The sequence below is a fragment of the Nocardia colli genome (genome assembly GCF_008704205.1).
Lineage (GTDB): Bacteria > Actinomycetota > Actinomycetes > Mycobacteriales > Mycobacteriaceae > Nocardia > Nocardia colli.
Genome location: NZ_VXLC01000003.1, coordinates 865,618 through 885,873 on the forward strand (window position 1 = coordinate 865,618; position 20,256 = coordinate 885,873).

19 protein-coding genes are annotated in these 20,256 nt (G+C 67.5%); 11 read left to right on the forward strand and 8 right to left on the reverse strand.

What is annotated here, in order from left to right:
* Positions 1 to 161 precede the first annotated feature (161 nt).
* Positions 162 to 4,295: an nSTAND1 domain-containing NTPase gene (locus tag F3087_RS10760; protein ID WP_191093886.1), complete on the forward strand. Its 4,134-nt coding sequence runs from the start codon at positions 162 to 164 to the stop codon at positions 4,293 to 4,295.
* Between the two features lie 7 nt (positions 4,296 to 4,302).
* Here F3087_RS10760 and F3087_RS10765 read toward each other — a convergent pair whose 3' ends face one another.
* Positions 4,303 to 5,238, reverse strand: coding sequence for an NHL repeat-containing protein (locus F3087_RS10765; RefSeq protein ID WP_150401673.1), 936 nt, complete (start codon positions 5,236 to 5,238; stop codon positions 4,303 to 4,305).
* 87 nt (positions 5,239 to 5,325) lie between these two features.
* Here F3087_RS10765 and F3087_RS10770 point away from each other — a divergent pair, with 87 nt between their 5' ends.
* Complete coding sequence (locus F3087_RS10770) at positions 5,326 to 5,766, forward strand: DUF4231 domain-containing protein (RefSeq protein ID WP_150401674.1); 441 nt, start codon at positions 5,326 to 5,328, stop codon at positions 5,764 to 5,766.
* A 17-nt stretch (positions 5,767 to 5,783) separates the two neighbouring features.
* Here the strand turns inward: F3087_RS10770 and F3087_RS10775 are convergent, their stop codons facing one another.
* Complete coding sequence (locus F3087_RS10775) at positions 5,784 to 6,242, reverse strand: STAS domain-containing protein (RefSeq protein WP_150401675.1); 459 nt, start codon at positions 6,240 to 6,242, stop codon at positions 5,784 to 5,786.
* Positions 6,243 to 6,304: 62 nt separating this feature from the next.
* Entirely contained in the window at positions 6,305 to 7,003 is a 699-nt protein-coding gene (locus F3087_RS10780; RefSeq protein ID WP_150401676.1) for a TetR/AcrR family transcriptional regulator, read from the reverse strand.
* Positions 7,004 to 7,198: 195 nt separating this feature from the next.
* Between F3087_RS10780 and F3087_RS10785 the strand changes: the two genes are divergently transcribed.
* Positions 7,199 to 7,717 (forward strand): TetR/AcrR family transcriptional regulator C-terminal domain-containing protein, encoded by a 519-nt coding sequence (locus tag F3087_RS10785; RefSeq protein ID WP_150401677.1) that lies wholly within the window; start codon positions 7,199 to 7,201, stop codon positions 7,715 to 7,717.
* A 74-nt stretch (positions 7,718 to 7,791) separates the two neighbouring features.
* Positions 7,792 to 8,415 carry a DUF6968 family protein gene (locus tag F3087_RS10790; RefSeq protein ID WP_150401678.1) on the forward strand — a complete coding sequence of 208 codons (624 nt, stop codon included), beginning with the start codon at positions 7,792 to 7,794 and terminating at the stop codon, positions 8,413 to 8,415.
* A 14-nt stretch (positions 8,416 to 8,429) separates the two neighbouring features.
* Here the strand turns inward: F3087_RS10790 and F3087_RS10795 are convergent, their stop codons facing one another.
* Complete coding sequence (locus F3087_RS10795; protein ID WP_150401679.1) at positions 8,430 to 9,173, reverse strand: maleate cis-trans isomerase family protein; 744 nt, start codon at positions 9,171 to 9,173, stop codon at positions 8,430 to 8,432.
* The gene (locus F3087_RS10800) at positions 9,170 to 9,739 is read right to left on the reverse strand and encodes a TetR/AcrR family transcriptional regulator (RefSeq protein WP_150401680.1); all 570 of its coding nucleotides are present in this window, start codon (positions 9,737 to 9,739) and stop codon (positions 9,170 to 9,172) included. Before F3087_RS10800 ends, F3087_RS10795 begins: the two co-directional genes overlap by 4 nt.
* 81 nt (positions 9,740 to 9,820) lie before the next feature.
* On the opposite strand from F3087_RS10800, the gene F3087_RS10805 reads away from it, so the two are divergent.
* Positions 9,821 to 10,714, forward strand: a complete 894-nt coding sequence (locus F3087_RS10805; RefSeq protein ID WP_150401681.1) for a DUF4437 domain-containing protein — start codon at positions 9,821 to 9,823, stop codon at positions 10,712 to 10,714.
* 10 nt (positions 10,715 to 10,724) lie between these two features.
* Here F3087_RS10805 and F3087_RS10810 read toward each other — a convergent pair whose 3' ends face one another.
* A complete protein-coding gene (locus F3087_RS10810; protein WP_150401682.1) occupies positions 10,725 to 12,182 on the reverse strand; it encodes a dihydroorotase in 1,458 nt (485 codons plus the stop codon).
* Positions 12,183 to 12,319: 137 nt separating this feature from the next.
* Between F3087_RS10810 and F3087_RS10815 the strand changes: the two genes are divergently transcribed.
* Genes F3087_RS10815 through F3087_RS10825 form a run of 3 tightly spaced genes read left to right on the forward strand, consistent with a single transcriptional unit; the run spans position 12,320 to position 15,776 of the window.
* Positions 12,320 to 13,510 carry a CaiB/BaiF CoA transferase family protein gene (locus F3087_RS10815; RefSeq protein ID WP_150401683.1) on the forward strand — a complete coding sequence of 397 codons (1,191 nt, stop codon included), beginning with the start codon at positions 12,320 to 12,322 and terminating at the stop codon, positions 13,508 to 13,510.
* Positions 13,507 to 14,373: a cyclase family protein gene (locus tag F3087_RS10820; protein WP_150401684.1), complete on the forward strand. Its 867-nt coding sequence runs from the start codon at positions 13,507 to 13,509 to the stop codon at positions 14,371 to 14,373. The genes F3087_RS10815 and F3087_RS10820 overlap by 4 nt, the downstream gene beginning before the upstream one ends.
* Positions 14,370 to 15,776, forward strand: a complete 1,407-nt coding sequence (locus F3087_RS10825) for an MmgE/PrpD family protein (RefSeq protein ID WP_150401685.1) — start codon at positions 14,370 to 14,372, stop codon at positions 15,774 to 15,776. The genes F3087_RS10820 and F3087_RS10825 overlap by 4 nt, the downstream gene beginning before the upstream one ends.
* Before the next feature lie 4 nt (positions 15,777 to 15,780).
* On the opposite strand, the gene F3087_RS10830 is transcribed toward F3087_RS10825, so the two are convergent.
* Complete coding sequence (locus tag F3087_RS10830) at positions 15,781 to 16,674, reverse strand: hydroxymethylglutaryl-CoA lyase (protein ID WP_150401686.1); 894 nt, start codon at positions 16,672 to 16,674, stop codon at positions 15,781 to 15,783.
* 135 nt (positions 16,675 to 16,809) lie between these two features.
* Between F3087_RS10830 and F3087_RS10835 the strand changes: the two genes are divergently transcribed.
* From F3087_RS10835 to F3087_RS10845, 3 genes are read left to right on the forward strand one after another with little or no spacing between them, the layout of a single operon-like run.
* Entirely contained in the window at positions 16,810 to 18,024 is a 1,215-nt protein-coding gene (locus tag F3087_RS10835; protein WP_150401687.1) for a CaiB/BaiF CoA transferase family protein, read from the forward strand.
* 14 nt (positions 18,025 to 18,038) lie between these two features.
* Complete coding sequence (locus tag F3087_RS10840; protein ID WP_150401688.1) at positions 18,039 to 18,719, forward strand: isochorismatase family protein; 681 nt, start codon at positions 18,039 to 18,041, stop codon at positions 18,717 to 18,719.
* Positions 18,720 to 18,734: 15 nt separating this feature from the next.
* On the forward strand, positions 18,735 to 19,442 hold the full coding sequence (locus tag F3087_RS10845) for a hypothetical protein (RefSeq protein ID WP_150401689.1): 708 nt from the start codon (positions 18,735 to 18,737) through the stop codon (positions 19,440 to 19,442).
* A gap of 13 nt (positions 19,443 to 19,455) precedes the next feature.
* On the opposite strand, the gene F3087_RS10850 is transcribed toward F3087_RS10845, so the two are convergent.
* Positions 19,456 to 20,241, reverse strand: coding sequence for an IclR family transcriptional regulator (locus F3087_RS10850; protein WP_150401690.1), 786 nt, complete (start codon positions 20,239 to 20,241; stop codon positions 19,456 to 19,458).
* Positions 20,242 to 20,256: the final 15 nt, after the last annotated feature.

Here is a 20,256-nt window from a genome sequence, read left to right on the forward strand (position 1 = left end):
CTGGACCGTTCGACGAGTCGCCTGCATAGGACGAGCAGGCGGCAGCTCCGCCGGTGCCCCGTCCGGCGAGACAACCGACCTGACCGCGCGAAAGGCCCGCGAACCGCGGTGCCGTGCCGGTACCGTTGAGCTGGCGGTTCGGCCTCCGCGTGGGAGAAGTGTTGGCCAGGGTATTCATCAGTCACTCGAGCAGGGATCGCGAGTGGGCCAGTGCGGTTCGCGGGTGGCTGGTTGCCGACGGGCACGAGGTTTTCCTGGATCTGCATCCGGTCGACGGGTTGATCGTCGGCGAGGAGTGGGAGGGCGAACTCTATCGGCGGCTGCGGTGGGCCGATGCGGTCGTCTGTGTGGTCACCGGGGCTTATCTCGCGTCGGTGTGGTGTGCGGCCGAGGTCGGGATCGCAAAGGCGAACGGCAGCATGTTGCTGACGGTGCGGGTCGAGGCCGATATCGTTCATCCGCTGCTGAAATCGTTGCAGCAGTCCAATGCCGCGACCGAACCCGAGGTGGCCAGGGAGAAGCTCGCGGTCGCACTGCGCAGGCTCGACGCGGGCGGCGGCCTGGGCTGGTCGGACGACCGATCGCCCTATCCCGGCCTCGACGCCTTCGACATCGGCCGGCATCGGGTGTTCTTCGGGCGCGGTCGCGAGGCCGCGGAGATCGCCGAGCTGTTGCGTCAACCGGCTAACCGCACCGCTCCGGGGATCCAGCTCGTGATCGGACCATCGGGGTGCGGGAAATCCTCGCTGGTGCGGGCGGGCGTCATCCCGCGCATCGCCGGGGAACCGCTCTGGTCGCCGCTCGAACCGATCGTTCCCGGCACCGACCCGGTGGGTGCGCTGGCTCGCTCGCTCGCGGCCGCCAGACGACGCGCGGGACTGGATCGGGAAACGCCCTTCCAGCGAGAACGACTGACCGGCAACGGCTTTCGTGACGCGGCCGATGAACTCCTGCTCGCCGAGCAGGGCGGCGCCGACCGCAAGCTACTCCTGGTGATCGACCAGTACGAGGAGTTGCTGCGGCGCACCCCGGCAACGGAACGCGCCGAGTTCGTCGACGCGCTGATCCCCGCCATCGGCGGGCCGGTACAGGTCCTGGCGACGTTGCGACCGGAATTCCTGGAACCGTTCGGCGCGGATCCCGCGCTGTCCCGCATCCCGACGCGCACCCACCCGGTGCTGCCGTTGCGCAACGAGGCATTACGCGAGGTCATCGAGGGACCGGCCAGGGTGGCGGGCCTGACCATCGAGGACGGCCTGGTCGAAGCGCTGCTGACGGACACCGGTACCGGCGACGCCCTCCCGCTGCTCGCATTCACCCTCGAACAGCTCGCGTTCCGGCTCCGTCGTGGCGACCAGCTCTCGCATCACCGCTACACCGAAATCGGTGGTGTCCGAGGCGCATTGGCCCGGCAGGCGGAGACCGCGCTGGCCGAGGCGCACACGGCGACCGGGCTGTCGCGCGACGAGATCATCACGATACTGCTGCGCTTGGTCACTGTCGACGAACACGGTGTCCCGACCCGCGACCGGATTCCGCGCGCGGATTTCACCGAGTCCGCACAGCAGGCGATCGACGCCTTCGTCACCCACCGGCTGCTGGCCACCGCCGAGGAGGACAAGCAGATCGTCGTCTCCCCCGCACACGAAGCGTTCCTGCGGAACTGGACGCCGTTGCGCGACGCCATCTCTCGCGAGGGCGACTCGCTGCGGGCCCGGCGGGCCGTCGAGATCGCCGCGACCGAATGGGCGAACGACGACCACAAGCCGCAGCGGCTGTGGGAACGTGACCGGCTCGCGGTGGCGATGAAAGACACGGGCGCACGCCTGCGGCTGCTGCCCCGGCCACAGCTGCGGCAGTGGCCGCCCCGCCTCCGTCGCCTCAGCACCACCCGGGTCGAAACAAGTTCACGGGCAAGGGAATTCCTCGAACGCAGCTACCGACGGGATCGGTTTCGCCGCGGCCGGGCGACCGTCGTGCTGTCGGCGCTGCTGTGCGCGGCGCTGGTGGCCGCGGTCATCGCGATCGTGCAACAGCAGCAGGCGGTGGCGCGACAGCACACCGCGGTGGCGCGGCAGTTGCTGGCGCAGGCGGATCAGCTACGCAACCTCGACCCGCGAATGGCGATCCGGCTCGGTCTGGCGGCCGACCGGATCGATCCCGGGAACGAGACGCGGCAGTGGCTGATCAACATGCTGTCCACGACCCGGTACGCGGGCACCCTGGACGGGCCCCCGAACCGAGTCTTCCGGCTGGCATTCTCGCCGGACGGGCAGACGATCGCGGTACAGCATTCGGGCGGGGCCGTCGCCCTGTGGGGCCTGTCCGACACAGGCCGCGCACAGCAACTGGGCCAGCCGCTCACCGACGTCAGCGACATCACCGACATCGCCTTCACTCCCGACGGCAAGACTCTGCTCACCGGAGCCGCCCAAGACCTGAACGCCGTATACGTGCGCATGGGGCTGTCGCCCTCCGCCGAGGCCAAGCACAATTCGTCCAGCGTGGACGGCCTGATGCAGTGGGACGTCACTGATCCGGCCCGTCCGCATCTCAAAGCGCGTTCAGTCCTCGATATTTCGGAGAAACTGAGCATTCGGTTCGCGCCGGCGACGATGCTGGCCATCGGCTACACCGATAAGCAGCCGACCCAGCTATGGGACCTCACCGACCCCGAGCATCCGATGCCGGCGGCTACGCTCTCGCCGCCGGAGGACGAAGTCTACAGCTCTGAATTCTCGCCGGACGGACGGCTTCTGGTGATCGCGACACGCAGCGCCATCACGATTTGGGACGTCTCGGATCGGCATACGCCGCGGGCGATCAGCCGACCGGTGACCGGGCAGGGGCCTACACAGGACCTGGCGTTCTCCCCGGACGGCAGCCAACTGGCTGCGACGATCTTTCCGGGCGGCCTCACGCGCTGGGACATCACCGACCCGGCCCGTCCGCGCCTGTACCCGAACTCGGGCCCGAGCATCGGTAGCATCTGGTCCAAGCTGGCGTTCGGCCCCACCGGCAACGATCTCGCCATCGCGCCCGGGTTCGGCAACGGGGTCGGATTATATGAAATCCCCGCTGACGAAAAAACCGCTCGCCTGCGGACGCGACCGGTCGGCGATGCCACCGCGGCGACCGCAATCGCGTTCTCGGCGAAGGAGATCATCGCGATCGGCGGAGCCGACGGGCGGACGTCGCTGTGGACGATCGACGCACACACGCAACCACAGCCCATGGGCCGACCGTTCTCCGGCGAGGTCGATCAGGTTGCCGGTGGGTGCGGCGTCGCGACGAGCGGTGATCTCATCGCGGTAGGTGGCAAGAACGGGAAGGTCGACCTCTGGGAGACCGGACAGCGCGACGGACCGGTGCGCGCGGTGTCCTTCGACACCGAGCATCTCGACTACGTCAATGAGATTCGAATCAGCTGTGTCGCACTGTCATCCGACGGCAAGACCTTGGCGACCGGCAGTCCGGATCGCACCGTGTCGCTGTGGGATGTCGGTGATCGACGCCATCCGCGGCGGCTCGGTCCGCCGCTGACCGGACTCGACGGGGTCGTGTCCACCCTCGCGTTCTCGCCCGATGGCACTCGACTCGCCGCGGGCAGCTATCAGAACTCGCTGGTTTGGAGTATCGAACAGCGAGAAGCGCCGAAGCGACTCGGACGCGGCATCCACGATGGACCGATGGCACAGGTCTCCTTCACCGCTGACGGCCGCCTGCACGCAGTGGGCTGGGTACACCGGATGCTGACCATCTGGGACTTCACCGACGCCGACCATCCGGTACCACGCGGCGAAATACCACTCGAACAGAGCACTCAGATCGCGTATTCACCGGCCGCCGGCATGCTGGTGGTCATCAAGCACGGCGCCGGACAGTTCTGGGACGTCACCGACCCGGCACACGCGAAGCCGGTCGGCAACGCCGTGCTCTCCGATCTCGGCAGCGACTTCCGTGCCCGATTCGATTCGACCGGAACGATTCTCGCCACTTTCGGCAACGATCAGGTGCAGATGTGGCTCGTCACCGACCCCGCTCATCCGACGCAGATCGGAGAACCTCGCAATATCGGGGCCAGAGAAATCGCGACGGCCGCCTTCACTGCCGATTCGGGCCGGCTGGTCACCGGTCACGAACTCGGAGCCGTGGTCGAATGGGATCTGCACCGGCTCCACGAACTTCGCCGCGAACCGGCCGACATCGGTTGCACGACAGTAGGATCCGGACTCTCCCCGGAGGGGTGGCGGCAATACATCCAAGAACTTCCCTACCGCGACACCTGCCGATGACAGGCGGTCATCCGACCGGCGAAAGCCGTACGACCCGGGCCGGTTCGCTGTCGGTGTAGTAGATGGTATCTGCCGCGTCCACCGTAATGCCTTGGACCTCACCGAGATCGGTATACGGCAGCCGTTGCGGTGTCTTCGCCTGCGGCGCGAGCCGCCAGAGCGTGGCGGTCGTCGTCGACTGCAATTCGCCTTTCTCCGTAGCGAATTGGAGCGCATTGTCGGCGAGTAACCGATTGCCCCGATGATCGATCGTGATCGCGTTGACGAATTGCAGGCCCGGGACCGGGGTCGCCACTGCGGGCGCCTTTCCTCCGCGGAAGGTGAGCAGCGATGTCCCCGGCCCCGGATCCGGGTCCGACACGAGGACGACGAGATCGCCGTCGTCGGATACCGCGATCACCGGGCGCACATGCTCGACAGTCGCCAGAACCTCGAAGGAATCCGCGCCTGCGGGCAGCTTCAACACCCGCGATCTGTCGATGTCGGTGACGAAGAGGGTGCCCGAACGGTCCACCGCCACACCGATTCCGAGCGATGTCCCGGTGCCCGTCGAATCGGGCAGCGGAAGGGTCGTGATCGTCTTCCGATCCGCCGAGATCTTCAGTACTCGCCTGGTTGCGTACTCGCCGACATACAACTCATCAGCCGGGCCCAACGCGACCGCGAAGGGACTCTTCAGCCCCGGAACCGGAAGGCGCTCAGGGCGGAAACCCCCGGCCGGCAGTCGCTGCACATACTCTGCCTCCGGCACATACACATCCCCGTTGCTGCCCACTACGAGAGCGCGCGGGCCCACCACCAGCATCGGCAGATCCGTCTGCATCTGCCAGCCGGTGGCCCGCTCCACCTTCGGCGCACTCCGCCACCAGACCCACCCGGCGATCAGCACTGCGGCAAGCGTGATCGCGCCGATCGCCCACCGGACCGACCGTCTCGCCTGCATACGCCGATTATCCAAGCGCGCCGATCGTTTCGCGCCAGATCGCCGCAACACCCCCGCCCGCCGTCCCGCCCGTGCCTATAGTGGGCTGTGCCAGAAGTGGGCGGATCGGTGGACGAGAACGACCCGGTATGGGTTCGACTGAACGAGCAGTTGCGCTGGTACAGCACGAAAGGCGCACTGGCGCAACGCATGTACAAGCGGGTCAAGTTCGGGCAGATCGCCGTCGGCGCCGCGGTGCCGGTGGTCGCCGCGCTCTCCGCGCCCGCCGGAGTGACCGCCTCGATCGCGGCGCTCGTGGTGATCGCCGAAGGCGCCCAGCAGCTGTTCCAATGGCACACGAATTGGCTGCGCTATCGAGGAACGGCGGAAGCGTTGAAGCGAGAGAAGTACCTCTTCCTCGCCAACACCGGTCCGTACCTGTCGACCGATCGGCGGGCGACGCTGATCGAACGCGTGGAATCCGTACTCGGCAACGAGAACACCGGCTGGCTCTCCGAACACGAGCGACGCCCGGAGACGGCCGGCTGAAGTTTCCCTCGCCGCCCCTAACTGGGTGTGTCCGCCTGGGCGGTCAGATCGTCCACAGCTCCACCGTGAGTGTGCCGCAGCGCCTCTGCTGCTTCCGGGACTGTGCTGTAGACGCTCAGCAGATCCGTCAGACCGGTGACTTGCAGCGGCCGGATCGTTGCCGAGCGGTTGGCCACGATCACCAGCCGCTGCCCACCGGTCCTCGGCTGCGCGCCGGCGGCCAGGACTGCCAGTCCCGCGGAGGCGAGGAACGTCACGGCGGACAAATCCACGACGACACCGCAGCGGGGCTCGTCACCGTCCGTCGACAACGCCCGATCGATGGCCTCGTCCAAGTGCGGCGCGGTCAGCACGTCGATCTCGCCGCTGGCCCGCAGGACGGTCACGCGATCGAGCACGACCTGCTCGATCGTCAGCCGCGTCCCGGCTGAACGGGAGGTTCGCGCAGCTGACGGGCCTGAGTCGAAGTCGGTCACGAATCAAGTTTACATTGTATCCTCGCCACATCGAGTCCAACCTCCACGTCCGGGGGGTCCGGTCAGTCGACGGGGAGCATGAGTTCGATCCGGTCCAGCAACGCTTCCAGCGCGTCCTCGAACTCGACGGCGCTGTGATCCTGCGACAGCTTCGGCTGCAACCGGGACAGATGCGGAAAGTCCGACAACCCACCACCCGACGAACTCCCCGCATCCCCGGTCGTCGCGGGACCTCGTGCGGCAACCTCCAGCAATAGCTGCCCCAACAGGAATGTCGTGTAGGAGCGGTACGCGCCGACCGCGGCGTCGTCGTCGAATCCGTAGGCCAGCAGGGTGTCGAGAAAGGTCTCCATCCACCGCAAGCTCCGCAACGGCGGCCGCACCCACGGCGCTTCCGGCGGGCGAGTCGCGGCCAACGGGAACAACTCCGGATGGTCCAGGGCGATCTGGCGCACCCCATGCGCCAACCGCAACAGAAAATCTTGCCAGCCGTCTTCTTTGCGCCGGGCAGCGAGTTGGTCGGTGTGCAGGTCGCCGATCAGCAAATCGACCATGCCGCCGAGCAGGTCCTCGCGACTGTGCACGTATCGATAGAGGGCCATGGCCTCGACGCCGCATGCCGACCCCAGCCGGCGCATGGTCAGCTTGCGCAGACCTTCCTGATCGACCAGATCGATGGCAACTTCGAGGATCAGGCGTCTACTCAACGGTGCGCGCGAGTCATCGCGCTCGCTCGACTCGGAGTCGCGAGAGTCCGGCATCGTCGCCAAATCCTCTACGCGATCGTCGTGATGTTCGTCCACCGGACATCCCCTCACTGCACGCGTTGAAGCAAGACCAACGGTCAGCCTATTTCACCGTTCACACACTCCCCAACTGAGCAACGCCGTCGACGCACACCTAGCCCCTGACCTCGCCAGTTTACAAGGTAAACGCGGCCAGCTACATTGTGTCGAATGCGCGGTCAGGGTTCCGTCGAAGGACGTGACGCCGAGACCGATGACGCGATCGGCAACTGCCTCAGCGATGCGTCATCGTCGGACAATTGGCAGGATTTCTTGGTGCGACTGGGGCATGGGATGCGTCAGATCGCACTCGACGATCCTGAGCTATTTCTCGTCGCGGCAGCGACTCCCCCGCCGGAGGCGCCGTGGGTCCGTCCGCCGCTGGCGAGTCTGTCGTGGATGGAGACATTCTTGAATACCTTGTTCGCCTACGGATTCGACGACGACGCCGCCGTCGCCGCGTACCGCTCCTACACGACATTCCTACTCGGCCAACTGTTACTCGAGGTTGCCGCACACAGCCCGGCGATCGGCGCGGCTCCCGGCCGGACCGCAGCCGGTGAACTCGCGCAATATCCGAATTTGTTTCGCCTGCAACCGATGCTGTCCGAGGATCACAGCCTCGCCGAATTCGAAGACGCGCTCGAAGCTCTGCTGGAACGGATCGAACGCATGCGCGCCTCGCTGTGACTCGGCCCGGCCCGTGACATCCGTCGCCGTCCGGTTGACTCGATCAGGATCGGGTACCGCCGGAGAATACGGTCGTGCGTACGGGCATGGTCGAGTTGACGCGCACAGCGGAGGTGCGAATGCGCGAGCGGGAGACGGTGAAGAGTCAGATCAGCGAGGTGATCGCCACCCGGGTTGTCGCGGACGGGACCGGGCGGCTGTTGATCGAGGTAGGCAAGCCCGGGCTCGGTCCGGATTCCGGAACGGTGTGCCCGTTCAGGATTCAGGGCTGGGGCGAGTCGTCCGCGGTGGGTGTGGATGCGATCGCCGCGTTGTACTGCGCGCTGGCCGATATCGGCGATGTGCTGACCCGCGCGAACGACGACGGTCACGCCTACACGGTCGTCGGCCCCGCGCATCTGGGTTTTCCGTCGCCGCACACCGATCGGGTCACCCAGTCGCCCGCCGCGAGCTATGCACTCGGGGAACTGATCGCGATCCGTACCTTGTCTACCGCCGACGGCCCACGGACGATCGCCATCGGCCGGCCGCTCCGTGCCACCGAAGGCGAGTTCTATCTGTGCCCCTTCCGCATTGACGGCCATCCCCACGCGATAGCGTCCGGCCTGGACGAGATTCAAGCGGTGTTGACGGTGCTGCGAATGATCGGCGCCTGGTTGCACCTGCCCGCTGACTGGCCGCTGAGCCGCGTGTCGTGAACGTCGCGCCGCGGTCAGTGCGCGCGCAGCAATTGCCCGGCGCCCTCGACCCGATCGTCGATCCCGTGCTCGCGCAGCGCGTGCCAGAGCGTGGCGGCGTTGATCGCGATGACGGGTTTTCCGAGTTCGTTTTCCAGCTGGTCTGCCAGTCCGACGAACGAGAGGTTGGTGCCGACCTGGACGATCGCATCGACGTCCGGGCCGTCGAGCGCGGCGACGACTTCCCGCAACCGTTCACTGCCGACCCGGGCGATGTCCATGGCGGTCGGGCAGCGTAGTCCGGTGATCGCGGCGACGTCGAAGCCCGCCTCGGTGAAGAACCGTCCCACCTCGACATCGGCGACCGGCTGGTACGGCGAAAAGACCGATATACGACGGCAACCGAGTTCGTTCAAGGCGGCGCGGCACGAACTTGCGCCGGTGGTCACGGGCAATCCGGTGCGGTCCCGGAGTCGTTGTTCGAAGGCCGCGTTGCCGGCGACTCCGCCCCAGAACGTCTCGGCGGACATACCCATGACCAGCCGATCGGGCTCCGCGGTGAGCACGTCCCGCACCGCGGTGTCGATCGAGCCCCGGATCTGCCCGAGCAGGGCGCGGAAGTCGTCGTCGTTGCCCATCACCGGATCCGGGATGTACATCGAGCCGGCGCGATAGGCCACCCCGGACAATCCGGCCCGCCAATAGTCGTGTTCGACAACGGTATTCGTGCTCGGCACGATCACACCGAAGACAGCTCGGGGGCCGACCGCGTTGGTCATCGGATCGAGCCCACCCGCCGGGCCAGCACGTCGTCGACCGCGCGGTGGGCACGGGCTCGCCCGGCGGATCGGTCGAGCAACAGGGTGTCGACGAGCAGCGGCGAAACGATGGCCATGGCCGCCTCATCGATGGCGGCTTCGCCGGTGAGGCCTACCGCACGCACCGATCTGCGGATCGGCGCGAGGAGATCCAGGACGTAGCGCTGACGCAACGGGACACATTCCGCATCGGCCGACGAGGCGGTCACCAGTGCCCGCAGAAACGCGCCAACCGGCTTGTCCCGCAGTCGATCACACAGCAGATCCACTTCGGCGCGCAGGTCGGCGACCGGATCACCGCTCGGCTCCGCCGCCTGATGCGGAGCGACCGAGATGAGGGCCGCGAGAACGTCGCGCGGCGTCGGCCAGTGCCGGTAGATCGTCGTCCGGGCGACGCCGGTGACCGCATGCAATCGCTGTGGAGTCAACGCCGAACCCCCTTCGGTCAGCACAAGATCCAAGGCGGCGGTCAACACGATCTCCTCGGTGTCGGCGGCGGGGCCGACCGGGCGTCCGGGCTTGCTCACCCAATAAACGATACATCTTGTTTTGAATATTAATAACCAGTACATTTTGTATCGTTATTAACGCTCGCCCCAGGAGGACCCATGCGTCCACATGTCGAACTCATCGACGAACGCGATCTGATCCGGCACACCGCCGAGTTCCAGCACGCCACCGGCAGCGCCGACCAGCGCAACCTCAGCTACGACGAGGAGGACGGATCCGCCTCGCTCAAGGTTCGTTTCACCAGCGATTGGTCGCGACCGGCCGGCGTGCACCAGGCCGAGACCGAATGGTTCGTCCTGTCCGGGCAGGTCACCATCGGTGCCACCGAGCTCGGCCCCGAGGGCTTCTGGATGGCCCCGAAAGGCGTATGGACACCGCCGATTTCGGTCACCGCCGACACCGAGATCCTGCTGTTCCGGGAAGGCGGAGCCCACGGGTTCGAGCCGGCCGACGGTGACCGGGACTTCGTCCGCGACGACCAAGAACTGGTCGTGCTCGACACCGCGGCGATGCCGTGGATCGACGTCAAGGACGGCAGCCCGATGCGCTTCGATCTCGGCGGCACCCCGGTCCCCGGGCTCTACATCAAGCTCCTGCACCGCGATCAGGAAACCGGCTTCTACACCCGGCTCATCAAGGCCAAGCCGGGGTGGCGCGAGGAGCCGTTGGCCCACCATCCGTGCAGCGAGGAGGCGTACTGTCTCGACGGCGGATTCGACTACAACTTCGGCAAGATGTGGCCGGGAACGTATTTCTGGCGGCCCGCGCGCATTCGCCACGGCGACTTCACCGCCCACGCGGAGCAGGGCTGCACCTGGATCGTTCGTTCCGACGCCGACCTCGTGGACTGGTATACCGACAACGCCAAGATCGAGGTGTCCGGCACCCCGACGAACTGGGGCCCGGACTTGCCACACAGCCTCGCGCCGCGCCCGGTCGAACCGGTCCGCTCCCGCTCGATCGGGCAGTGGGCCGACCCCACGTATCAGTAGTCGCCGGCGTTCACGGCCGGCCGCGGCGCAGGTACCGGCCGTGCGCGTCGCCTTGTACTTCGCCGTCCCGGACAATGTGGTTTCCACGGAGGAACACGTCGGTGACCGCGGCATTCATCTCGAAGCCTTCGAAAGGTGTGTATTCCTGCGCTGATTCGGAGGCCGCCGCCCGTACCGTCCAGCGCGCGTCCGGATCGACCAGCACGATATCGGCGTCGAACCCCACCGCGAGGTCCCCTTTGCCGGCCAGCCCATAGCGCCGGGCCGGGTTCGCCGCGGTCAGTTCGGCGATCCGGCCCAGCGGCAGGCCGCGCTTCATTCCCTCGCCGACCAAGCCGGGCAGCAGATACTCCGCGCCCCCGAAACCGGATTTGGCGAGGAACACGTCATCCCGGTCGGCGCCGAACTTCTGCTCGTCCCGGCAACACGCGTGATCGCTGACCACCCAGTCGATGTCGCCGGCCAGCAGATGCCGCCACAGCGCCTCCACGTCGGAGCGTTCGCGCAGGGGCGGATTCACCTTGCCGCCGATGCCGTGCGCCGTGTCCACATCGGCGAGCAGATGACCGATGGTGACCTCACGGCGAAAGTTGATCCGCGGGAAGGCTTTTGCCATCGTCATCGCGGCTTCGACCGCCTTGGCCGAGGACAGGTGCAGCAGGTTGATGTCGGCCAGCCCGGTCTCGTGCGCGAGATAGGACGCGATGGTGATCGCCAAGCCCTCGGAATGCGGTGGGCGCGAAGCGCTGTAGGCGCGCAGCCCGCTCTGGGCGCTGTCCCCTTCTACCAGCGCCGTGTAGGCGGCCATGATCTCGGCGGTCTCGCAGTGCAGCGACAACGACAGGTGGTCGCCGAATCGCGCACGGGCACGCTGGATGCCACGCATCACGAACTCGAAGTGGGCCAGGTCGTAGCGTTCGCCCGGCGGGATCATCAGGAAGTCGGACTGGTCCGCCGATCGGCCGTGCAGGCCGTGGCCGCCGTAGAACATGAAGATCTTGAACGACGTGACCCCGAATTCCGCTACCAGGTAGGGGATTTCGTCGATGTGCTCAGCGGTCATCGGCGCCAGATGCAGGCCGTAGTCGACCGATGATCGTCCCGCCATCCGGTCGAGGACATCGGGCACGAAATCCCGATACGAGCCACCACGGTTCAGGTAATAACGCCCGGTCCGTAGATAGCTCAGCGAGGTGGTCACGCCACCCTGTGCGCAGGCGCGGCTTTCACTCTCGGTGTCGGCGGCAAGGTCGCCGTAGATGCCCCAGTGCTGATGCGCGTCGACGACACCGGGGAAGGCGAGCAGGCCGGCCGCGTCTACCACCTCCGTCCGCTCTCCGGCGGGTAGAGCGGGGCCGATCGCCTCGATCGCGCCCGCCGAGACTGCGATGTCGAATAGTTCGAGGCTGTCCGGCGCGGAGTCACCCGCACGGACGACGCGGGCATTGCGGATCAGGAGTTCCGGCACGACACTCTCCAGTTTCTCTATACGAAACGCTGTTTCCAATTTGCCGATCTTCGCAGTACGATGCGCTGGTAGTCAACGCCGCGAGTCCGCACCGATGTTTCGGAGCGGGAAACACATTGCGGCGCAAAGGAGGATCGATGACGCCGCAGCCACTGACCGGAATCCGCGTGCTCGACATCGCGACCCTGTTCGCCGGCCCATTGGCGGCCACGCTGCTCGCCGACTTCGGCGCCGAGGTGGTCAAGATCGAGCATCCGGCGGGCGACCCGGTCCGCGGCCACGGCGCCCAGCGGGCCGGGGTCGGACTGTGGTGGAAGCTGCTCGGCCGCGGCAAGCAGTCGGTGACGCTGTATCTCGGCGAACCGCGCGGCCAGGAGATCTTCCGGCGCATGGTCGCCGACGCCGACGTCGTGATCGAGAACTTCCGCCCGGGCACCCTGGAACGGTGGGGCCTGGGCTATCCCGAACTGCGCGCGCTCAATCCGCGGCTGGTCCTGGCCAGGGTCACCGGATTCGGCCAGTTCGGACCATACGCCCGCCGTCCAGGATTCGGCACCTTGGCCGAGGCGATGAGCGGATTCGCGGCCGTGACCGGCGAACCGGACGGCCCGCCGACCCTGCCGCCATTCGGCCTGGCCGACGGAATCGCGGCATTGACAACGACTTTCGCGATCATGACCGCCTTGCGAGCACGCGAGCGCGACGGCGCCGGGCAGCAGATCGACCTGGCCATCATCGAACCCATCCTCACCCTGCTCGGCCCGCAGATCATCGCCTACGACCAACTCGGCGAACTACAGCCGCGCATGGGCAACCGATCCTCGAACAATGCCCCGCGCAACACCTATCGCACCGCCGACGGCGGCTGGGTCGCGGTCTCGACCAGCGCGCAATCGGTGGCCGAGCGGGTGCTGTGGCTGGTCGGGCGACCCGACCTGATCGAGCAACCGTGGTTCGCCACGGGGGCCGAACGGGCAACGCACGCCGACGAATTGGATGCCGCGGTCGGCGGCTGGATCGGCAGGCACAGCACCGAGGAGGTGCTGACCGCGTTCGACCAGGCCGAGGCCGCAATAGCGCCGATCTACACGGCCGCCGATGTATTCACCGACCCGCAGTTCCAGGCTCTCGGCTCGATCATCACCCTGCCCGATGCCGAACTCGGCCAGGTGCGCATGCAGAACATCCTGTTCCGGCTATCGGAGACACCCGGCGAAATCCGTTGGACCGGGCCGCCTTTGGGCGCACATACCGACGAAGTACTCGAGCGCTACGGTATCGACGCGGCCGGGCTCGCAGAACTGCGATCCGCCGGAGTGATTCGATGACCGGCACCGAACCCACGCAGGAGCAGAACACACCCGCTCTCGCCGCGCACGAACACGATCCGTTGATCACTGCGGTCCGTGGTGACCTGCGGCTGATCGAATTAGGTCAGCCCTTCTTCACCGGCATGCCGTGCTCGCCGAATCATCCCGGCTTCCGAATGACGCTGGCGCGCAGGCACGGTGACACCGTGCGCCCGGACGGCGGTTCGGCGGCCAACGAGATCATCGTCACCGGCGGGCATGTCGGCACCCACATCGACGCACTCAGCCATGTCAGCCAGAACGGCGCACTGCACGGCGGGGTAGACGCGCACGAGGCCCAGCGCGGCGGCCGGTTCAGCACGTACGGCGCCGAGCACCTGCCGGGCCTGCTGCGCCGTGGCGTGCTGCTCGATATCGCCCGGCTGCACGAAGTCGACACGCTTCCCGGCGGTTACGAGATCACCCCGCACGATCTGGAAACGGCAGCCAGGCAGGCGGGCGTCCGGGTAGGAACCGGTGATGTCGTGCTCATCCGAACGGGCTGGTCACGACTGTTCGACGATCCGGACGCGTACCTGGGCGCGGAAACCGGCGTGCCGGGACTCGGTGTCCAGGCGGCGCACTGGCTGGCCGTTCGTGATGTGATCGCGACCGGTTCGGATACCACTGCCTACGAGTGCATTCCGCCCGGTGACGGTCACCGCGTCTTGCCGGTGCACCGCGTGCTGCTGGTCGAGTTCGGCATCTACATCATCGAGCATCTCGCGCTCGAAGATCTCGCCGCGAGCGGCCTGCGCGAGTTCGCCTTCCTGCTCGCGCCCTTGCGCATCGTCGGCGGCACCGGCTCCCCCGTTCGTCCGCTCGCGGCGGTGAGTCGATGAGTCAGGCCACGATCGTCCAGCGACTGGCTGCCTTCGCCGCATCCGCCCGCGACAGCGGCCTCGACGACGAGCTACGCGCCGACGCCGCGCGACGAATCCTCGACGTGCTGGGCAACAGCGTGGCCGCGTTCGGCACACCGGCCGCCGCCGCGGTGGCCGCTGTGGTCGAGGAGTGGGGCGGCAAACCGCAGTCGACCGCGCTCGGGCTGACCGGGCGACGGCCTGCCGCGAGCGCCGCGCTACTCGGTGGAACCCTCGCGCATGCCCTGGATTTCGATGACACACACCTGCCCTCGGTGTTGCACCCGTCGGCGACGGTGGTTCCGGCCGCGCTCGCCGTCGCCGAGTCGACGAACGCCGGCGGCGCCGCGCTGCTCGACGCGGTCGCGGTCGGGGTGGAGATCGCGGTCCGAGTCGGGATGGCTGGTTATGACGCCACGCTGGGCAATTCGATCTTCTTCGAACGTGGCCTGCACGCGACCGCGATCTGCGGCACGCTCGGCGGAGCCGCCGCCGCGGCGATGCTGGCCGGCGCCGATGCGGCGGTCATCGGGCACGCGCTCGGTATCGCGGCGAGCATGGGTTCGGGGCTGCTGGAGGCCAACCGGACCGGCGGGACCGTGAAACGGGTGCATTGCGGGTGGGCCGCACACGCCGCGGTGGTCGCGGCCCAGCTCGCGTGCGCCGGACTGACCGGGCCGCCGACCGTGTTCGAGGGGAGATTCGGCCTGCTCCAGGCGTTCTGCGGTGAGCGGAGCAATCCGGCCGCGATTGTCGATGGTCTCGGTGCGCGGTGGGAGTTGCCGACGGTGTTCTTCAAGCCCTACCCCTGCAACCATTTCACCCACGCGGGCATCGATGCGGCGCTGCGGATGCGGGCCAGTGGCATCGCCACCGCGGACATCGAGCGGCTCGAACTCGGCGCCCCGACCGTCGTGCTGCGCACCATCGGCGAACCGCGTGCGGACAAGGTCCAGCCGAAATCCGGTTACCACGCGGCGTTTTCCGGCCCGTACACGGTGGCCGCCGCCTTGCTCGGCGGCGGTGGTCTGGGCGTATTCCATCAGGACTTCACCGACCGGGCGGCCGCTGCCCCGGAGCGGCTGGCCTTGGCCGACCGCGTCACCTGTGTCGCGGACGCTCGATGCGACGCGATATTCCCGCATCAGTTCCCCGCCGTGCTCACCGCGTGGCTGCGCGACGGGCGGGTGCGCACCGAACGAGTGGAGGTGAACCGCGGCGGTCCCGGCAACCCGCTGTCCGCCGAAGAGCTCGCCACCAAGTTCCGCCTGAACACCGAGCAGGTGCTGTCCGGGAGCCGAATCGATCGGATCACCGAGGTGGTGCTGGATCTCGCCGGACAACCTGACCTGGTCGAGCTGATGTCGTTGCTGCGGACCTGATCGATCAGCGGGGCGGGAACAGACCCGCGCGACCGAGCAGCGCGGGCGCCGGCTTGCCGAGCAATTCGCCCAGCCAGGAACCTGTTTCGAGCACCGGCTCGATCCGCACGCCGGTCTCGACGCCCATCCGGTCCAGGGCGTAAAGGAGGTCCTCGGTGGCGATATTGCCGGTCGCCGCCGGCGCGAAGGGACATCCGCCGATGCCCCCGGTGCTCGCGTCCAGCACCCGGACTCCGGCCTCCAGCGCCGCTATCGCATTGGCGTAGCCGGTATTTCGCGTGTTGTGGAAGTGGCAGCGCAGGGTTGCCTCCGGCGCGATCCGCGCCGCACCGGCGGCGAGGGCCCGGACTCGATCCGGTGTGCCGACGCCGATCGTGTCGGCAAGCGCGATCTCGTCCGGTTCCGCCTCGGCGACGCGGCGGATCAGTTCCAGGACAGTGGCTTCGGGCACTTCCCCGGCGAACGGGCAACCGAATGCCGCCGCGATCGTGACCGTGCGGAACAGACCCGCCTCCCGTGCCCTGACCGCCAGCTTCGTCCACCGCTCGACGCCCTGCGCGGTCGAGCACCCCTGATTGCGCAGGCTGAATGAATCCGTCGCCACCACAACAACATTGACCTCGTCGACGCCAGCGTCCAACGCCCGGTCCAGGCCTCGCTCGTTGAAGATCAGGCCCGCGTAGGACACACCGTCGGCACGTGGAACACCGGCCATGACCGCCGCCGCGTCCGCCATCTGTGGCACCCGGCGCGGATCGACGAAGCTGACCGCCTCGATCCGGCGCAAGCCCGCGTCGACGCTGCGCCGCACCAGTCGAATCTTGTCGGCCGCCGACACGATCTCGGATTCGTTCTGCAAGCCGTCTCTTGGTGCGACCTCGACCAACGTGACCTTCACTGCCCCTCCATCGTTCGGCTCGCCTTGCGCCTTCGTTTCACTGAGGGATACATTGTATCCACTTTCGCCGACCGTGATCCGCCCATCGCGAAATCGACAAGGGCGTCCGGGTGCGCACAGGATGGAGATTGCGAGATGGCAGCCGAAGCGACGAAATCAACAGGGCCGCTTGCCGATCTGCGGGTGGTCGAGATGGGGCAGCTGCTCGCCGGCCCGTTCTGCGGTCAGTTGCTCGGCGATCTCGGCGCCGAGGTGATCAAGCTGGAATCGCCCGGTACCGGTGATCCGATGCGTCAGTGGGGCCGTGACCAATCGCAAGGCAAGTCGCTGTGGTGGCCGGTCGTGGCCAGGAACAAGAAATCGGTGACCTGCAACCTGCGCGAAGCCGCCGGGCAGCGGCTGGCGCGGTTGCTGATCGGGCACGCCGACATCGTCATCGAGAACTTCCGGCCCGGCACCATGGAACGCTGGGGTCTCGGATTCGATCAGCTGCGTGCGGACAATCCGGGACTGATCATGACCCGCGTCACCGGGTACGGCCAGACCGGGCCCTACGCACCGCGCGCGGGATACGGCTCGATCGGTGAGGCCATGGGCGGAATACGCTACGTCACCGGCGATCCCGATCACGCACCGGCCAGAACCGGTATCTCCCTGGGCGATTCGCTCGCCGCGGTGTTCGCCACCATCGGCACCCTCGCGGCGGTGCACCATCGGGCCAACACCGGACGCGGCCAGATGGTGGACTCGGCGATCTACGAGGCGGTATTGGCCATGATGGAATCGCTGCTGCCCGAATGGGCGATCACCGGATATCAGCGCGAACGCACCGGACCGGTACTGCCGAACGTCGCCCCCAGCAACGTCTATCCCACGGCGGGCGGCGAGATGATCCTGGTCGCGGCCAACCAGGACACCGTCTTCGCCCGGCTGGCCGAGGTCATGGGCCGCCCCGAACTCGCCGGTGACGAAAGGTATTCCACCCACATCGCCCGCGGCGCGCGGATGGCCGAACTAGACGACCTGATCGGCGCGTGGACCGCGACCATCGAGACCGACCGGCTGCTCGAGCAGTTGCACACCGCCGGCGTGCCTGCCGGACGGATCTTCACCGCGCGCGACATGTTCGCCGACCCGCATTTCGCCGCGCGCGAGGCCATCGTCCGGCTCGCCCACCCGGAGTTCGGCGAGCTGCCGATGCACAACGTGTTCCCGAAGCTGAGCGAAACCCCCGGAGCCATCCGGCATCCCGGCCCCGAGCTCGGCGAGCACAACCAGAACGTCTACGGCGGGTTGCTCGGACTCGACACCGACGCCATCGGGCAGCTCGCCGCCGACGGCATCATCTGAGGAGACGATCACCGATGACCGAGCGTGCCGCCGACTACCGTCGTTCCGGCTACAGCGCCCGCCTCGGCGCGGGACGCTCCCCCGCCGTTCTGGTGGTCGACATCTGCGCGGCCTATCTCACCGACGGGTCACCACTGCGTGCGCCCGTCGATGCCGCCGTCCGAGCCGCTGCCGTAATCGTCTCGCAGGCAAGGCATTCCGGTCTGCCGGTGATCTTCACCCGGGTGCGCTTCGAGCCCGGCGGCCCCGACGGCGGCCTGTTCCGGCGAAAGGTGCCCGCGCTGAGGGTGTTCGAGGCGGGCAACCCGCTCGGCGATTTCCTCGACGACCCCGCCCCGGCTCCCGGCGACCTGGTGATCACCAAGCAGTACCCCAGCGCGTTCCAAGCCACTCCGCTAGCCGCGGCGCTGACCGCCGAGCGGATCGACACGCTCGTCATCGTCGGCCTCACCACCAGCGGATGCGTGCGCGCCTCCGCGACCGACGCGCTGCAGCACGGCTTCCGGCCACTGGTCGTCGCCGATGCCTGCGGCGACCGGGCCGCCACGCTGCACGAGGCCAGTCTGCTCGATCTCGACATCAAATACGCCGACGTGCTGAGTCTCGGCGAGGCCCTCGCGGTCTTGCGTGCGGGCACCGCCGACGACCGCACCCCACCGACTTCCGAGACCGCCGCCGATGCGGAACTCGCTTAGCGACAAGAGGATTCCATGGGTCAACACCCGCACGGCTGGTGGATCGTGCTGCATCTGGTGCTGTTCGTGTTCTGGCTCGGCGGCGACCTCGGTGTGTTCTATTCCAGCCGGTTCGTGCTCGATCCCGAGCTCAGCGCCTCGGCCCGGGCGACGGCGCTGGCGATCATGAGCGGCTTGGATCTCGGGCCCAAGGTCTGCCTGGTCCTGTTCCTGCCCAGCGGTGTCACGCTGATGGCATTGGAGCCGCACGGCGCCACGTTGTTCGGAATCGGCTTGTTCCCTTGGTGGTTCGTGGTCTTGGTATGGATCTTCGGCGCCGGATGGCTGATCCTGACCGTGCTCACGCACCGCACGCACGGCCGGCTCGGCGCGGTCCGGCGAGCCGACCTCCTCATTCGGTTCGCGGTCATCGCCGTGCTGGCCGGCACCGGCGGCTACGCCCTGCTGGCCCAAGACCCGTTCGGCGTGACGACCAACCCGCGCTGGCTCGGCGCCAAGATCCTGCTGTATACGGTCGCCATTGCCGCTGGACTAGGTATCCGAATGATGTTGCGGCCCTTCGGTCCCGCGTTCGGCACCTTGATGACCGAAGGCTCCAGCGAACCCGTCGAGCGCACCCTGCGGCGCAGCGTCGACGGCTGCCTGCCGTACGTGTGGCTGATCTGGGGCAGCGTGCTCGCCGCCGCGACGCTGGGCGTGCTCAAACCCGGGGCTCGGCTATGAGTCCCGGTCACGATTACGGCGTGTAACCCAACTGAGCCGATACCGCCCCGACCGCCTTCAGCAGCATCGGGACACACTCGTCCATCCGTGGCTGGAAACGCGACAGCGGCCCGCACACGCTGATCGCGGCGACGACCCCGCCGTCGTGGTCGAGGATCGGCGCGGCGATGGAGGCCGCCCCGATCTGCCGCTCCCCCAGCGAAATCGCGTAACCACGCTTCTTGATGGCGTTCAGCTCGGTGCGCAACTTACGCACCGAGGTGATCGTCGCGTCGGTGAACGCGGTCAATTCGTGCCTGCTCAGGTACTCGTCGATCTCTTCCTTGCGCAGCAGCGCCAGGATCACCTTGGAGGAGCTGCCCGCGTACAACGGATACGGCACCCCCAGCGCGACCTCCATCCGCAATTCCTGTTCCGGCACAACCTGATCCACGTACATCCGGGTGTCGCCGCGGCGGATCGACAGCGTCGCGGTCTCCCCCGTCACCGAGGCCAGCCTGCGCAGCTCCGGCGCGGCCATCACCCGAAGGTCGGTGCGCGCCAGGTACGCCCGGCCGAGCGCGATGGCCGCATGCCCGAGTGCATAACGGCGCGTGGCGGGTTCGAACGCGATGAGGTCGCGATTGCGCAGCGCGGTGAGGATACGGTGCACTGCGGCCTTGGTGATGCCCAGTTCGGTGGCGATCTCGGTGACGCCGAGATCGGCTCGGCCGCTGCGGCCGAACAACAACAGCACGTCCATGGCCCGTTCGACCGCGGCGATCGACCGGCTCTGGTTGTCGGATTCGGTTTCGGACACGTCCCGAGTGTAAGC